Here is a 15,347-nt window from a genome sequence, read left to right on the forward strand (position 1 = left end):
TACATCAAGTTAACTAAGTTACTTTAGTGCTTCAGCACTAGTAGGATATTTGATTTTGATGGCATATAATAAAGTGACTAAAATAACCAGTTTACTCAAAATTTCCTACTATTCCAGTGAAATGAGACGTTTTATAGGGGCGAACATTGCTAATTTTTCGATATTTGACTGCTGAAGTTTTAAAATCGCAGGTCGCCGTTTTCCTTACTCTAATGACGATTTTTCTCTCCCAAAAATTTGTCAAAATCTTAGCAGAAGCTTCCGGCGGCGGAATACCAGGAAAACTTGTATTGTCATTTTTAGCGCTTAATTTACCTAAATTAGCCGTATATATCCTACCTTTAAGTGTTTTTTTAGGAATTATACTGGCTTACAGTCGGATTTATGCTGACAGTGAAATGACAGTATTGAAGGCATGTGGTGTGAGCGAGTGGTATGTGGTTCGGGTAACACTCATTTCAAGTTTCTTTGTTGCGTTAATTGCAGCTACGGTGAGTTTGTATGTCGCCCCATGGGCTGGCGAAAAACAAAATCAATTACGCGAGCAAGCAAATGCGGAATCGGGTTTGACGCAATTGCGTGCTGGTCGATTCCAGCAAACCGGTAATGAAAAAGCAGTGGTGTTTATTCACAATACTAGTGATCAAGGCTCTGTATTAAATAAGGTGTTTGTTGCGCAGCTACCTGAAAAAGAGTCTAACAATGCTGCACGCATCGTGTATGCCCAGCAGGGAGAGGTGGCAGAAGGAGAATCAGGAGAGCAGCAACTGATCTTGAAAGACGGTAAGCGCTATGAAACTGATGGGTTTAGTCAAGCGTTAAACAAGACTGAATTTGGTAGTTATCAGGTGCAGATCCAAGAGCAAGAAATTGAGCGAAGAAGGCGTGAATTAGAAGATTTACCGTCGAGTCGACTGCTGGAGTTAAATACACCAGAGGCCGCAGCACAGTTTCAGCTGCGTATAGCGACACCGATTTCCATTATCCTCTTGACACTGTTGGCAGTGCCTTTGAGTGTTGTTAACCCAAGACAGGGCAAGTTTGCTAAATTGGTACCGGCTATTGGTATTTATTTAGGTTATTTTATTTTACTCAATGCCGGAAAATATTTAGTCGCAGAGGGTAAAATCCCACCATCTCTTGGCTTGTGGTGGATCCATTTATCGGTTCTATTTATTGGTGCATACCTCATTGTTAAAGGCCGGCCTTTTGGCGTATGGCTCAGGTCTATTTGGAAAAAGAGGGAGGCTGTCGCATGATGAAGATGCTAGATTGGTATCTGGGTCGGAGTATTTTACAAACTACGAGCTTTGCCTTGTTGGTTTTTGTAGGCATTAATACTTTAATTAAATTTATAGAACAGCTTCGTTCTGTCGGCCGAGGCTCTTATGAAGTCTCTGATGCACTGTTATTTACACTGTATAGCGTACCGAGTGACATTGTTGTATTTTTTCCTATGGCGGCGTTGATAGGTGGCTTAACGGGCTTGGGAGCGTTGGCTTCAAGTAGTGAGCTGGTGGTCATGCAAGCTGCGGGTATGTCGCGTTTGCAAATCATCGGCTCAGTGATGAAAACGGCTATCGTATTGGCAATATGTATGATGATTTTAGGAGAGTGGGGCGCGCCTGAAGCTGAGCGTACTGCCAAGCAGTTAAGAAACCAAGCTATTTATGGTGGAGAGGTGTACGATGCTCAAAAGGGGTTGTGGGCTAAAGATGGCAATAACTTCATTAATATTGCGAATGTAGAAAAGTCAGGAGAACTAACAAATATTAATATTTACCACTTCGCCGATGATTTGAGCTTGGAAAAAATTACCAGAGCACAGTCAGCTGTAACTTCAGATGAGGGGTGGATGCTAAAGGCTGTTGAAGAAGTGCAGATCACAGAACAGCAGGTCAGTACGTATTATGCCCAAAGTAAACTTTATAGTTCGCAGCTTACAATTGACCGATTAGGCGTTGCTTCATTTGAGCCTGAATCTTTATCTTTTAGTGGGTTGCTGTCTTATTTAAACTATTTAGAACAGAATGAACAGGACACGAGTAACTATGAACTAGCGCTATGGCGTAAGGTGATCCAGCCGGTAACGATTGCGGTTATGCTACTAGTGGCATTGTCATTTATTTTTGGCCCGCTGCGATCTGTGAGTATGGGTGCAAGGATCATCATGGGGGTAGTAACCGGATTAACCTTCCATTTGAGTAATGAAGTGTTTGGGCCCATTGTCATGGTTTATCAAATCCACCCATTCATTGGCGCAGTGATGCCCAGTATTATGTTTACATTGGTTGCAATGTACTTTTTGCAAAGAAGGCAATAAAAAATAGGCGCGATGAGCGCCTTTTTTATCGTTAATACCTAGTCGAGGCTATCGTATACTTTTTTATTTTCTTCTTTGGTTAATATTAAAACTTCTGTCTGACATACTAAATCTTGTAATGCGCGCTTATGCTTCACATCAATTAATACGAGCAAATTGCCTACCCCTAATAATGCAGTTAAGCTTCTCAAGATTGCTTGAGGCCAGGAAAGTAGTGAGCCATCTGTATTTTGCACTTTTAGTCGCCATGCCCTCATCCCAATAGTTTGACCGCTTTTAGTCCAGAAATAAGCGAAGAACAAAACTGCGACAAGTATTAGTAGTGCTGAGCGGCTGTAATACAAGGCTGGAGTGGCTTGAATGAGAGCAGAAACATCTTCATGACCACCTAAGGAATACCAGCCTAAAGACAACATACTTTGGACCACTCCTAGGAATGCAATAGTGGTAAGCATCGCAAAAGCAATAACAACGAGTGCATCATATATTAAGGACGCAACCCTTCGAATAAACCCTGCTCGGGGAAAAGTAGACATTTAAAAACCTATATAAAACTGTATAGCAATATTCTACACATAATATAGGCCCAAATTTATTAAACCTCGATATTTTATGATTTTGGTCAAATACTCAGCACTTGAACATATTTATTAAAAAAACTGCTTGCGGGGCTGTCACATATTTGTATAATGCAGGGCATAGAGACGAGGGCAAATAAACAAAGCCTAAGCTCAAAGTGGTTTTTCTTTATCTTCTCAAAGCTAGAAGATTAAAGAAAAATGATGCCAGTGTGATGGAATTGGTAGACATGACGGATTCAAAATCCGTTGCCTTCGGGCGTGGCGGTTCAAGTCCGCCCACTGGTACCACTTTTTATAGCCTCAGATAAATCTGGGGCTTTTTTCTTTCTAGAATATTATTTCTTCTTTAGCTTTATAGCCTTTCAAACGAACTTCATGACGCGATAGTTCAATTATTTAGTCTAATATCTTAGTTTACTTGTGTGCTTTTTACAGGTGCTTTGTATACGCTGAGTAGGTAGCTTTTCTCTTTTGGGGAAAGTTTCAACCCTTCTAAAATTTCCATCTCTATTTTCACTGGCTCATCGTGCTTAATCATATAAATAATTGAGTCTGCTAGACGGACTTTATTTCGAGTGGAAAGTTGGACATAAGTTATGTAGATAACAGCAGGTAGTATTAGCAGCAGTAATATGAATAAGGCTATGAAAATTTCCATTTTTGGTCTCGCATATTGAAGTAATAAAGATGATGACAAGTGTTGGCATAAAATAGTTCATAAAAAGACTGTCATATCATATTACTCATGATAAGCGTTAGATTTGCCTACTTAGTTCAAGAAATACCATATTAATTTTCTTCGACTAAACTAAAGTTGGGGCAAAATACAATATGGGTAAATTTGTGCAGCTAAAGCAATCACTTCTACTATTTAAAACAGCGGCTGTTGGTTCTGCAATTGTGATAATGATTGCCAGTTGGTTCTTATATGTTCAATTGCAACAAACCAGAGCGCTAAACGACCATCTATTTCAACTCCAAACTCAAATTCAACGTCTTTTGGATCAAGAAGAACGGTTTTTGATAGAGCGTCAGCGCGACAGCTTAGCATCGATTGAGGATGATAGGTTTTCATACCGAGAAAGCTATAGCTTATTGTTAAATATGTTAGTTGCACAGCAACGAGACTTAGAACAGTTATTTAAACTCGATGAAGAGGTTAAGCGTTTTACGCTCAAGTATGAGCAGCTGGCGTCTATGCAAGCTTTATTGGGCTATGACAAGGAAGAGGGTGTTTATGGCAACTTTAGGCGACAAGCGCATGCTTTACAAGATATTGCCAAGCAAACATCACACCCTCAGCTTGAAATACTCTTGCTGGAGCTACGTCGCCGAGAAAAAGATTTTTTACTCCGGCTTGATCCTAATTATTTACTTATGCACCAAGATCTATTATTGCGCACAGAGCAGCTCATAACCTCGCATTTCCCCGATAAATCTCAAGACTTGATGTCCATACTTAATCAATATCAGCAAGGCTTCAAGACTTATATTAGCGTGCTACAAAAGCAGGGGTTAGATCACAGTCAAGGGGTGCGGGCCGAATTGCACCAATTAAAGCTTTCAATTAGAGGTCATTTTGAAGTCGTATCAAAACAACTTTTTAATGAAGACCTGACAGAAAAGCAAAACTTGATTTTAACTTGCTTAGTGATCATCGTCTCCATCAGCTGTTTTAGTTTGTTATTACTATTTGTGCTCAATACTCGCATTTCTGAACATATAATTTCTATCAGTCGAGTGCTTAAAAATGTTGCACAACACGAAGACTTTTCGATCCGTGTAAATATTAACGGTGAAGATGAGATTGCCCAGATAGCGCACCATTTGGACAGTTTATTGGCGTTTATTGAGACCTTGTTAGAACGTTTAACTGCGGCTCAACAAAGGCTGATTGAAGAAGCCAAGATGGCTAGCTTAGGCAACATGGTCAGTGGTTTCGCGCACGAGCTTAATACACCATTAGGGGTTGCTATTACCAGTCAATCTCATCTTAAAGAGCAAGTTGAAGTGTTGAAAAAAGATCTGGAATCAGGGCAGCTGCAAAAACAAACATTAACCAATCTCATTGCAGAGGCAGAATCAGCACTGTCTTTATTAGAGAATAATTTACTGAGAACCGCGTCGCTGATCGATGACTTTAAAAAAGTATCAGTACAGCAAGAGTATGATGAAATACAAGAGTTTAACCTGAAAGCTTTGGTGAGTGGCGTACTGGACTGTTATCAGCACGAGTTGAGTAAACCTGATTATCAGTTGGAGGTGGAGATCCCAGAGCAGTTGATGCTGACAAGTTTTCCAAATGTGTTTGTGCAAATCATCACCTATAGCATTGGCAACTGTATTCAGCATGCGAAGCAAGAGGGTCGGGTACTCAATATCGTTATATCGGCTTTGGTAGTGAATGACTATATCCATTTATATGTTAAAGATGATGGAAAAGGTATCGACAAAGAGCTACTGCCCATTATTTTTGAGCCATTCATCACGACTCAACGCAATAAGGGCGGGATTGGCCTAGGGCTAAGTATTATCTATAACTTGGTCACACAAAAGTTAAATGGAGAAGTAAAAATACAAAGCCCCGCACACGGCGGGGCTTGCTTACATATTATTTTGGCTAATACATCTTTTCAATTGGAAGAAAATTAGCTTTGTTTGCTCGCAACCCATTGGTCAACAAATTGCTCAAGTACATTAAGTGGAACAGGTCCATTCTTAAGTACAACATCGTGGAATTCGCGGATATCGAACTTATCTCCTAGTTCTTTTTTCGCGGCTTCACGAAGCTCTACAATTTTGATCATACCGATTTTGTATGCTGTCGCCTGGCTTGGCATAACGATGTGTCTTTCAACCATTTTAACAGCATCAGACTTAGCGTTTGGTGTGTTGTTGACATAGTAATCAATACCTTCTTGGCGCGTCCACTTCATTGCGTGAATACCTGTATCAACAACTAAACGACATGCACGCCATAGCTCCATAGCTAGACGACCAAAGTCAGAATAAGGGTCTTCGTATAAGCCCATTTCCTTAGGTACTAATTCAGAATAGAGTCCCCAACCTTCTGTATAAGCGGTATAGCGGCCAAACTTACGGAATTTAGGCATGTTCTCAAGTTCTTGTGCAATAGCAATCTGCATGTGGTGACCTGGTACACCTTCGTGGTAAGCCAACGCTTCCATCTGATACGTTGGCATCGCTTCCATATCATACAGGTTTGCGTAGTAAATACCTGGACGAGAGCCATCTGGTGTCGGTTGCTGATAGAATGCTTTACCTGCCGCCTTTTCACGGAATGCTTCTACACGTTTAACAATCATGTCTGCTTTTGGTTTAACAATGAATAGCTCGTCAAGACGAGATTTCATGTTGTCGATCATTGCAGTGGCATCGGCAAGATACTTTGCTTTCCCTTCTTCGGTATTTGGCAGGTAAAATTGCTTGTCTGTTCTCATGAATGCCATGAATGCTTTAAGGTCGCCTTTGAAACCAACTTTTTCTTTGATTTCTCGCATTTCATCATGGATACGCGCCACTTCCTCTAATCCAATTTTGTGGATCTCGGCAGCAGAAAGTTTTGTAGTTGTAGTACGCTCAAGTGCCACATTGAAGAACTTTTCACCGTCAGGGAACTTCCAAACACCATCTCGATTGTCAGCACGCTTTTCAAGCTTATGCAAATAGCTGATCAATTTACTATATGATGGTTTAACAGCAGAGGTTAAAGCGTTGTTTGCTTCGGTAATTAAGGCATCCTTTTCATTTTGAGCGATCTCAAGTTTTGCAACTTTTCTCTTAAAATCCGCTAAAAGTGTAGAATCATCACCTGCTGAGAACGGCGCGCCTTTGATGATGTTTTTGCTGGACTCAATAACATGAGGGAAAACAAACTTAGGGGCAATAATACCTGCTTCTGCACGTTTTTCTAAGTCTTCAACGAGTTGATCAAAAACGTTCGTCACGCCATTGAGACGAGAAATATAGGCTTGCGCATCTTTGACGTCAGAAATCTGGTGTTGGTTAATCAAAAATGCTGGGATCATCGAATGTGTTCCGAACATTTGATTCACAGGGTAAGAATAACGGCGCCATTTAAAGTCTTCGATTTCTTCTTCTAAACCTTGTTTAAACAGGTCGTAACTTACTTGAGTTTGCAGGTCTAACTTGCTTCGATCAATGGCATTAATCGCGGCAAGATCTTGCTTAGTGAGTTCAAGATCTTCTAGTTGACGTGCTTCAGAGCCATCGTCCCATTTGTCATAGTCTGTTTTAATACCGAGGTATGTTTGGTAGATAGGGCTACGCATAACACTGCGATTGAAAGACTCTTCAAACAGAGCATTTGCTTTTTCTACTTCACTTTGAACAACTTGTTGCACAGGAGAAACTGGTTTAGGTTGCTCAGCTGTTTGCTGGCAGCCAGCCAATAACGTTGCTGATATTGCAGCAGCGATGATGGTAAGTTTACGCATGTTTTACCCTTTTTCTTTTATATTCATAGACTTTATTTAGCCTATTTGAGATACATTCTCAGTGTAGGCTATTATATGTTATGCAGCGAGCTACTGCTAGAACATGTGCGCGATGTGTCGGCTTGTGGCGCAATACTCTCGCTGTTGGTGCCTAACACTAGACAAATAATTCTAACAGGTCGTTTAAATATCTGTGGCCTTTAATTGTTACAAACCATGAAGCAGGTCGCTCTTCTATCAAGCCTAGCGCAATCGCTTTTTGCAGTGGTGCTTGTATATCCGATTCTTGCAATCCTGTGAATGCCGTAAAGCTTGCTCTTGATGTGGGTTCTAATAGACGAAATGTATTCATAAAAAACTCGAAAGGCCTGTCTTCTGGTGCCACTTTCCAACTGTCATACAGGTAGGGTTTGGTCAGATCCATATACCCACGCGGGTGTTTGACTTTGACTGTACGCAATATTTCGTTTTTTTCTGGTAGGGTAATTTTTCCATGTGCACCACATCCGATACCTAGGTAATCACCGAACCGCCAATAATTTAAATTGTGTTTGCAGCGATAACCAGGTTTGGCATAACCTGAAATCTCATATTGTTGATAGCCATGTTCTGCCAATAAAGTTTGTCCTGCTTCTTGTATTGCCCATAAGGTTTCATCTTCTGGCAATTTAGGTGGCTTTGAAGCAAATTGCGTATTGGGCTCTATGGTCAGTTGATACCAAGATATATGCGGCGGGTTGAGATCTATGACTTTTTGCAAATCACTTAAGGCATCCTCTAACGACTGATTGGGCAGTCCATGCATCAGATCCATATTAAAGCTATTTAAACCTGCGTCATGTGCCTCTGCTGCAGCATTTAAGGCTTCATCTTCACCATGAATACGGCCAAGGGCTTTGAGCTTGTCACTTTGCAGACTTTGCACGCCGATGGAGATCCGATTAATACCGGCTTCAACATAGTGCTTAAACCGGTCGCTTTCTACAGTTCCAGGGTTGGCTTCTAGGGTGATTTCAATGCCATCTTCAAAGCCGATAAGGGCCTCTATTTGTTCTAATAAATAAACATAGGCATCACCAGAGAGTAAGCTTGGAGTGCCACCTCCTACGAATATACTGTGAAGTTTTCGGCCTTGTATTAAGTGTAAATCTGCTTTGAGATCATCTAATAAGTGGCCAATATACTCTTGTTCTGGGATCGTACCTTTTTGGCTGTGACTATTAAAATCGCAATAGGGACATTTTTGCACGCACCAAGGTACGTGCACATATAAACTTAATGGAGGGAGATTCACAGGGTACTCTTAAAGTGGGTCATTAATTGTTGCAGTGCTTTCCCTCTATGACTGATTGCATTTTTTTCTTCCTTAGTGAGCTCTGCTGCCATTTTTTGCAGGCTTTCAATCCAAAATACTGGGTCATATCCAAAACCACCTTCTCCATGTTGCGTCGAAGCAATACTCCCTTCCCAGCTGGCTTGACAAATCACTGGCGTGGGATCGTTTTCATGCCGCATATAGACCAGTACGCACCAAAAACGGGCTGTACGATTTGCTTCATTTTCAAGACTAACCAATAATTTATCGATATTCTGCTGATCACTGGCGTCAGCACCTGCAAAACGAGCGGAAAACACGCCGGGTGCACCGTTGAGTGCATCAACTTCTATGCCTGAATCGTCTGCGATGGCGGGTAAACCTGTTTCTTTGGCTGCATGTCGCGCTTTTATAATGGCGTTTTCCACAAAAGTTGTGCCAGTTTCTTCTACATCAGAAACTTCAAATTGGCTTTGTGGTAGCACTTCTATTTGAAGCGACTCGAGCATATTCCCAAGCTCTTTTACTTTGCCTTTATTCCCAGTGGCGAGCACGATTTGTTTTGTCATATCTTTAATCTACGTAAAACTTCTGTTGAAACTTAAGAACCTGTTGCTCATTGCCTTGTTTAATATTTAACTCAAAGCGATAAACATCTTCATTGTAATAATCAAGTTGAGAGAGGTAGTAAATCGCGTCACCTTCAACGACCTGTTTAAAAGTGAGTTGCTTGTTGTTACCTAGCAAATTTTTAGCAAAGCCAGAGATTTGCACTTGCTGTGCGGTCTTCGCTTGGTCAGTCGCTAAGACAGAAATATTAATCAATGCTTTACTTTCACTGCGTATAACGCCATAAGCTTTGGCTACACTTGGTTGGATAAAGGTTGATGGAAAAGCGATATAATGTACTTCCCACTCACCTAGCATCTTAAATTGGCCGCCCGACTGTGTGCTTTGGGCATGGCTATAAGATGCACTGAATATCAATAAAACTGCTATCAGAACTAATCGCATAGTACCTCACTCACATATACTTAACGCATAAAATCCATGACCAAATGTTGTAAAAACATCATGCCAAGCACTACAACCATGATGGATAAATCTAACCCACCCAACGGAGGAATAACCTTTCTCACTGGTCGTAAAAGTGGTTCGGTTAATTGCTCGAAAACCGCGGCGGCAGGATTATAGCCTTGAACAACCCAGCTTAATAAAGCGCGGATCACTAAAATCCAAAAGACGAGTCTAAAAGCTTCAATTAGCAGGGTCAACAAACCGTCTAGTGCGGCTTTCGCAGCATCCCAATAGCCACCAAATATGAGCATTAATACAGAAGCTTTGGCGCTTGCCACGATAAAAGCAAGTACCAATGAGGCGATATCCATGCCTGCAAAACCAGGGATCACTTTACGTAACGGGTTTACGGCAAAAGAGGTTGCTTTTACTACGGCTTGGCTAACCGGATTATAAAAGTCAACTTGTGCCCATTGCATCCAAAAGCGTAGCAAAACGACCATTAAAAATAGGTCAAAAAGGGTTTCAATTAAAAAATGTATAGCACTCATGTGTTAGGTCCTTAAATTTGTGTTTCCATTTCCTCTGCGCGAGCAATACACGCATCCATTGCATTTGCTACGATCTGAGGTAATTGATTGTCTTTCATGGACTCGATGGCTGCGTGGGTCGTTCCCCCTTTTGAGGTGACATTGGCACGCAATTGTTCAAGGCTGATTTCTGGTTGTGAAGCGGCCATTTGTGCAGCGCCCAGCGCAGTTTGTTGCACTAACAGGCGAGCCTGTTGTTCATCAAATCCAAGGTTACGGGCTTTTTCTTCTATGGCTTGCATAAACAGGAAAAAGTATGCAGGAGAAGAACCAGTAACGGCAATGATATCATTTATTTGGCTTTCTTCTGTGAGCCAAGCGGTGATCCCAGTGGCGCTAAAAACTTGGTCGAGAAACGCTTTTTCATGTTCATCAATATCATGGCTAAACAAGCCAGAGACGCCAAGACCTACTAGCGAGGGTGTATTAGGCATGCAGCGAACTAGCTTGGTTCTACATTGCAGCATCTCTTGTAAACGAGATAGGGTAATACCAGCTGCAACCGAGACAATGACTTTACTGCTTAAATCGATTTGCGCGGCTTTGAATGTGTCACACAGCGCTTCCATCATTTGAGGCTTAACCGACAATACAACAACATCAGCCCGAGCGATCGCATCTAGGTTATCGCTGGTAGTTTGAACATTGAAGTCATTTGCAACCTTCACTAGCTTATCTTGGTTGCGGTTAGTAGCAATAATATTGTTGGCACTGAATCCGTTCTTGAGCATACCGCCGATAATGGCATAGCTCATATTTCCAGTGCCGATAAATGCAATTGTTTTGTTAGACATATTATCTTTATAGCCTTTATTGTCTTTTTCCAAAAATATCAGTACCTATCCTTACCATGGTAGCACCAGCTGCGATGGCTGGCTCTAGATCGCCACTCATGCCCATTGAAAGTGTATCGATATGTGGATATTGGGTCTTTAGTTTATCAAAGCAATCTTTCATTTGCTCAAAATATTGCAGTTGCTGATCGACATTGTCTGTTTGTGCTGTGATGGTCATTAACCCTCTTAAAGTTAATTGTTTGGCACCATCAATAAACTCAGCCAGTTCAGTGAGCTCTTCGAGCATACAGCCTGATTTTTTTTCGTCACCGCTGATATTAACTTGAATCAAGATGTTTAATGGTTTTAGGTTGGATGGCCTTTGCTCACTTAAGCGTCTGGCAATTTTGATTCGGTCTACGCTTTGTACCCAGTTAAAGTGCTCAGCGATATGACGAGATTTATTCGATTGAATAGGGCCGATAAAGTGCCATTCTATATCTCGATATTGCTTGAAGTGAGTCACTTTATCGACCGCTTCTTGGACGTAAGATTCACCGAATTGGCGCTGACCTGCTTCATAAGCTTGTTGGATTAAGTCGATTGGTTTTGTTTTTGATACAGCTAAAAGCTGAACAGGGTCAGAAATATGACTATTTTGCTCTGCTTTTGTTATGCGATCATAGGCGTTATTTAGCCGTTCTGCTATTGTAACCATATTATTATTTGCTCGTAGTGGAGTCATAGATGGATATTACTGAATTATTAGCCTTTAGTGTGCAACATAAAGCGTCGGATCTACACCTTTCGTCGGAAGTTTCACCGATGATACGTGTCGATGGTGACGTACGTCGCATAAATATACCCGCTTTAGAAGCGAAGGACGTAAATAGTTTAATTTACGATATTATGAATGATAACCAGCGCAAGGACTATGAGCAAAACCTTGAGGTGGATTTTTCGTTTGAAGTACCTAATTTAGCCCGTTTTCGTGTTAATGCGTTCAACACCAGTCGAGGACCTGCTGCGGTATTTCGTACTATCCCCAGCCAAGTACTGACGCTCGATGAGTTAGGTGCACCAGATATTTTTAAGAAAATTGCAGAAAATCAGCGCGGCTTGGTACTGGTAACTGGCCCCACAGGTTCAGGTAAGTCGACCACGTTGGCTGCGATGGTGGACTATATCAATAGTACTAAACATCATCATATTTTGACCATTGAAGATCCCATTGAATTTGTGCATCAAAACCAGCTGAGCTTGATTAACCAACGTGAAGTTCACCGTGATACACACAGCTTTAATGCCGCCTTGCGCAGTGCATTACGTGAAGACCCTGATGTGATTTTGGTCGGTGAGCTGCGAGATTTAGAAACAATACGACTTGCAATGACCGCGGCCGAAACGGGCCACCTTGTGTTTGGTACGTTACATACGACTTCAGCCCCTAAAACCATTGACCGTATTATTGACGTCTTTCCTGGAGAAGAGAAGGACATGGTTCGTTCTATGTTATCTGAATCTTTGCAGGCGGTTATCTCGCAAACTTTAATTAAAAAAGTAGGCGGGGGACGGGTCGCTGCCCATGAAATTATGCTGGGTGTACCAGCCATTCGAAACTTGATCCGCGAAGATAAAATTGCCCAAATGTATTCAGCTATCCAGACTGGCGCGTTACATGGTATGCAGACAATGGATCAATGCTTGATGAATTTAGTTAACCATGGTCTTATCACCACGCAAGATGCACATTCAAAAGCGCATGACAAAAATCAATTTGGTGCTGCTGGGTTTTAATACGGGGTTTTAAATAATGGCGTTATTAGATTATTTACAATTGATGGTAGACAAAGAAGCATCAGACTTGTTCGTGTCATCAGGGCTGGCTGTGAGTGCAAAAATTGATGGTGAGCTGCGCGCATTGGATGAAGACATACTGGACAGTGATGGCGCTTTGGCCATGGTTGAGTCTGCGATGTCAGAGACACAGAAACAGCAATTCCATGCTGAAAAAGAATGCAATTTTGCTGTTGCAAACGATGCTGGACGTTTCCGCGTGTCCGCATTTTGGCAGCGAGATTGTGCGGGTATGGTTATTCGACGGATTGTAACGGACATACCTGATGTTAATCAGCTCGGCCTGCCTTCGGTCTTAACTGATGTGATTATGTCTAAACGTGGCTTAGTCCTGTTTGTGGGTGGAACGGGCACTGGTAAATCGACTTCACTGGCTGCGCTGCTTGGTTATCGAAACCGCAATCAGCGAGGTCATATACTGACCATTGAAGATCCGATTGAATTTGTCCATGAGCACCGAAAAAGCATCATTACACAACGTGAAGTTGGGCTGGATACTGAGAGTTTTGAAGCCGCGTTGAAAAGTTCGCTACGTCAGGCGCCAGATGTGATTTTGATCGGTGAGATCCGTTCTCAGGAAACCATGGAATATGCCCTGAGTTTTGCTGAAACAGGCCATTTGTGTGTGGCCACCTTACATGCCAATAATGCAAATCAGGCCATCGATCGGATCATGCATTTGGTGCCTAAAGAGAAGCATGACAAGCTGAAATACGATTTGGCTCTGAACCTTCGAGCGATTGTCGCACAGCAGTTGGTGCCGACTTCTAAAGGTGAGGGGCGCGTTGCTGCGATTGAAATTTTGTTAAACTCTCCTATGGTTGCGGAATTAATTAAAAAAGGAGATATTGGCTCTATTAAAGAAACAATGTCAAAGTCGAAGGAAATGGGAATGCAGACGTTCGACCAAGCTTTATTTGAGTTGTATAAAGCACAACGCATCAACTATGCCGATGCGCTACATCATGCTGATTCTCCTAATGATTTACGTTTAATGATTAAATTGCAGAATAATGAGCAAAAAGGCGCTGGATTTTTGCAAGGGGTCACGATTGATGGTCTGGAAAGCAAGAAAAATTAAGCTTTTTTGCTTCCTAGCTTTTTACCAACTGAGCCTAGCACATGATTGCTGGGCTCAGAATGAGTACGTCGATATATATATTAGAGATGATGTATATATGAATTATACAGCCTTGCTATCGGGTCGCTCCCCCCTTGATGTAGATGACTTCGGTGGACAGTTTGTGCGTCGTGATGTGGTTGATATGGTATTGCTGCATCAAGCTTTGATTTTGGGCGGATTTGAAAAGCCGTTTAGATACCGTCCAGGCAATGTCAATTTCAGAGATTCCAACTTATTAGACCAAGGTAAGCAATTGCTGAGCTTTGATACCTATTGGTATGAAGAAGCACAACTTAAGGCTGACAAATTATTTGTCAGCGATCCGGTTATAAAAAAAGGTGAGTTCTATGCAGGTCTGTATTACGCGAAAAATAATGAACAAGTTGCCAATATTCAATCTATTGAAGACTTAAGCAAGCTGACAGCAGTTTCTTCTAGTCGCTGGCCTGTAGACTGGTATACGTTGAGTGCTTTGCCTTTAAAAGAGTTAGTCGATGAGCCTACATGGTCTTCTCAAGCTCAGATTGTAAATAAACAGTGGGCTGATTTCATGTTAATACATTTAATGCCGGTGTTAGGGAATGATTTTCAACTGGCAAATATCAATCTTGTCTCCCACCCCAAGTGGGTTATTTTACTTGATAGCAGCCGTCATTTTGTGATTTCTAGGCTACATCCAGATGGTGAGCGGGCATTCGAAGCGTTGCAAAAGGGCTTACAAAAGCTACGAAAGCAGGGAAAAATCCAAGCGGCGTATCGCCAAGCAGGACTATTCCCAGATATGAAACAATACAAGCAACTCAATGTATCCGATGACAAAGGAAAGTGAGTTAATCAGTTTCCCACATTTGCTCAAAAAAGCTCTCTAAAATAATCACAGCAGACATACCATCAACATTGTCCTTAGCCAATGAACGATAGCCTCCTTGATCAAATAATCTGGCTTTGGCATCGGTTGTTGTTAGGCGTTCATCTTGCGTTTCAACAGGGAGTCGATAATTATTGTGTAATCGATTGGCAAACTTTTTTGCAGAAAAAGTCACTTGCTGATTAGTACCGTCCATATTTAATGGCAAACCAACAACGAGCAGATCGGGTTTCCATTCGTTAACGTGTTGCTCAATATCTGGCCAATGAGGGATGCCATCCCTTGCTTTTACTGCCCCTAAACTGGTGGCTGTACCCGTTACTTCTTGGCCTATGGCCATTCCTATGCTTTTTGTACCAAAATCAAACCCCATGACGGTGCGCTGACCTTTTGGGGTTTTTGGCTTTTTACTACTCATT

At 41.7% G+C, this 15,347-nt stretch carries 15 protein-coding genes and 1 tRNA gene; 7 read left to right on the forward strand and 9 right to left on the reverse strand.

Going from position 1 to position 15,347, the window contains the following annotated elements; genetic code table 11:
* The first annotated feature begins 146 nt into the window (after positions 1–146).
* Together lptF and lptG are read left to right on the forward strand one after the other, a co-directional pair.
* Positions 147–1,259 (forward strand): LPS export ABC transporter permease LptF, encoded by a 1,113-nt coding sequence (lptF, locus tag N473_RS17325; protein ID WP_039611775.1) that lies wholly within the window; start codon positions 147–149, stop codon positions 1,257–1,259.
* The gene (lptG, locus tag N473_RS17330; protein ID WP_063369025.1) at positions 1,256–2,323 is read left to right on the forward strand and encodes an LPS export ABC transporter permease LptG; all 1,068 of its coding nucleotides are present in this window, start codon (positions 1,256–1,258) and stop codon (positions 2,321–2,323) included. Before lptF ends, lptG begins: the two co-directional genes overlap by 4 nt.
* Positions 2,324–2,361: 38 nt before the next feature.
* Here the strand turns inward: lptG and N473_RS17335 are convergent, their stop codons facing one another.
* Positions 2,362–2,859, reverse strand: coding sequence for an RDD family protein (locus N473_RS17335; RefSeq protein ID WP_063369026.1), 498 nt, complete (start codon positions 2,857–2,859; stop codon positions 2,362–2,364).
* 248 nt (positions 2,860–3,107) lie between these two features.
* Between N473_RS17335 and N473_RS17340 the strand changes: the two genes are divergently transcribed.
* Positions 3,108–3,192: transfer RNA gene (locus N473_RS17340), tRNA-Leu, on the forward strand.
* A gap of 543 nt (positions 3,193–3,735) precedes the next feature.
* Complete coding sequence (locus N473_RS17350; protein WP_231099591.1) at positions 3,736–5,556, forward strand: sensor histidine kinase; 1,821 nt, start codon at positions 3,736–3,738, stop codon at positions 5,554–5,556.
* On the opposite strand, the gene N473_RS17355 is transcribed toward N473_RS17350, so the two are convergent.
* From N473_RS17355 to N473_RS17385, 7 genes are all read right to left on the reverse strand, one after another.
* Positions 5,553–7,382 (reverse strand): DUF885 domain-containing protein, encoded by a 1,830-nt coding sequence (locus tag N473_RS17355; RefSeq protein ID WP_063369028.1) that lies wholly within the window; start codon positions 7,380–7,382, stop codon positions 5,553–5,555. The genes N473_RS17350 and N473_RS17355 overlap by 4 nt on opposite strands.
* 157 nt (positions 7,383–7,539) lie before the next feature.
* Positions 7,540–8,676, reverse strand: a complete 1,137-nt coding sequence (gene hemW, locus N473_RS17360; RefSeq protein ID WP_063369029.1) for a radical SAM family heme chaperone HemW — start codon at positions 8,674–8,676, stop codon at positions 7,540–7,542.
* Positions 8,673–9,266, reverse strand: a complete 594-nt coding sequence (locus tag N473_RS17365; protein ID WP_063369030.1) for an XTP/dITP diphosphatase — start codon at positions 9,264–9,266, stop codon at positions 8,673–8,675. Before N473_RS17365 ends, hemW begins: the two co-directional genes overlap by 4 nt.
* Before the next feature lie 4 nt (positions 9,267–9,270).
* The gene (locus N473_RS17370) at positions 9,271–9,711 is read right to left on the reverse strand and encodes a DUF4426 domain-containing protein (protein ID WP_063369031.1); all 441 of its coding nucleotides are present in this window, start codon (positions 9,709–9,711) and stop codon (positions 9,271–9,273) included.
* A 20-nt stretch (positions 9,712–9,731) separates the two neighbouring features.
* Positions 9,732–10,265, reverse strand: a complete 534-nt coding sequence (locus tag N473_RS17375; RefSeq protein WP_063369032.1) for a YggT family protein — start codon at positions 10,263–10,265, stop codon at positions 9,732–9,734.
* Positions 10,266–10,276: 11 nt separating this feature from the next.
* Entirely contained in the window at positions 10,277–11,098 is an 822-nt protein-coding gene (gene proC, locus N473_RS17380; protein ID WP_063369120.1) for a pyrroline-5-carboxylate reductase, read from the reverse strand.
* A gap of 16 nt (positions 11,099–11,114) precedes the next feature.
* Positions 11,115–11,825 (reverse strand): YggS family pyridoxal phosphate-dependent enzyme, encoded by a 711-nt coding sequence (locus tag N473_RS17385; RefSeq protein ID WP_063369033.1) that lies wholly within the window; start codon positions 11,823–11,825, stop codon positions 11,115–11,117.
* Between the two features lie 2 nt (positions 11,826–11,827).
* On the opposite strand from N473_RS17385, the gene N473_RS17390 reads away from it, so the two are divergent.
* The 3 genes from N473_RS17390 (at position 11,828) to N473_RS17400 (ending at position 14,889) form a co-directional block, all read left to right on the forward strand.
* On the forward strand, positions 11,828–12,877 hold the full coding sequence (locus tag N473_RS17390; RefSeq protein WP_039611765.1) for a type IV pilus twitching motility protein PilT: 1,050 nt from the start codon (positions 11,828–11,830) through the stop codon (positions 12,875–12,877).
* 16 nt (positions 12,878–12,893) lie between these two features.
* Positions 12,894–14,018 (forward strand): PilT/PilU family type 4a pilus ATPase, encoded by a 1,125-nt coding sequence (locus N473_RS17395; RefSeq protein ID WP_039611764.1) that lies wholly within the window; start codon positions 12,894–12,896, stop codon positions 14,016–14,018.
* Between the two features lie 97 nt (positions 14,019–14,115).
* Complete coding sequence (locus N473_RS17400; protein WP_231099592.1) at positions 14,116–14,889, forward strand: hypothetical protein; 774 nt, start codon at positions 14,116–14,118, stop codon at positions 14,887–14,889.
* A 1-nt stretch (position 14,890) separates the two neighbouring features.
* On the opposite strand, the gene ruvX is transcribed toward N473_RS17400, so the two are convergent.
* Positions 14,891–15,346 carry a Holliday junction resolvase RuvX gene (ruvX, locus tag N473_RS17405; RefSeq protein ID WP_039612168.1) on the reverse strand — a complete coding sequence of 152 codons (456 nt, stop codon included), beginning with the start codon at positions 15,344–15,346 and terminating at the stop codon, positions 14,891–14,893.
* Position 15,347 lies beyond the last annotated feature (1 nt).

Source organism: Pseudoalteromonas luteoviolacea CPMOR-1 (assembly GCF_001625685.1).
GTDB lineage: Bacteria > Pseudomonadota > Gammaproteobacteria > Enterobacterales > Alteromonadaceae > Pseudoalteromonas > Pseudoalteromonas luteoviolacea_K.

Coding starts and splice junctions, on each gene's coding strand:
- N473_RS17370 (WP_063369031.1), bottom strand. CDS start 9,711: ATGCGATTAGTTCTGATAGCAGTTTTATTGATATTCAGTGCATCTTAT.
- N473_RS17350 (WP_231099591.1), top strand. CDS start 3,736: ATGGGTAAATTTGTGCAGCTAAAGCAATCACTTCTACTATTTAAAACA.
- N473_RS17395 (WP_039611764.1), top strand. CDS start 12,894: ATGGCGTTATTAGATTATTTACAATTGATGGTAGACAAAGAAGCATCA.
- N473_RS17355 (WP_063369028.1), bottom strand. CDS start 7,382: ATGCGTAAACTTACCATCATCGCTGCTGCAATATCAGCAACGTTATTG.
- lptG (WP_063369025.1), top strand. CDS start 1,256: ATGATGAAGATGCTAGATTGGTATCTGGGTCGGAGTATTTTACAAACT.
- N473_RS17385 (WP_063369033.1), bottom strand. CDS start 11,825: ATGACTCCACTACGAGCAAATAATAATATGGTTACAATAGCAGAACGG.
- N473_RS17400 (WP_231099592.1), top strand. CDS start 14,116: ATGAATTATACAGCCTTGCTATCGGGTCGCTCCCCCCTTGATGTAGAT.
- ruvX (WP_039612168.1), bottom strand. CDS start 15,346: ATGAGTAGTAAAAAGCCAAAAACCCCAAAAGGTCAGCGCACCGTCATG.
- N473_RS17335 (WP_063369026.1), bottom strand. CDS start 2,859: ATGTCTACTTTTCCCCGAGCAGGGTTTATTCGAAGGGTTGCGTCCTTA.
- proC (WP_063369120.1), bottom strand. CDS start 11,098: ATGTCTAACAAAACAATTGCATTTATCGGCACTGGAAATATGAGCTAT.
- N473_RS17375 (WP_063369032.1), bottom strand. CDS start 10,265: ATGAGTGCTATACATTTTTTAATTGAAACCCTTTTTGACCTATTTTTA.
- N473_RS17365 (WP_063369030.1), bottom strand. CDS start 9,266: ATGACAAAACAAATCGTGCTCGCCACTGGGAATAAAGGCAAAGTAAAA.
- N473_RS17390 (WP_039611765.1), top strand. CDS start 11,828: ATGGATATTACTGAATTATTAGCCTTTAGTGTGCAACATAAAGCGTCG.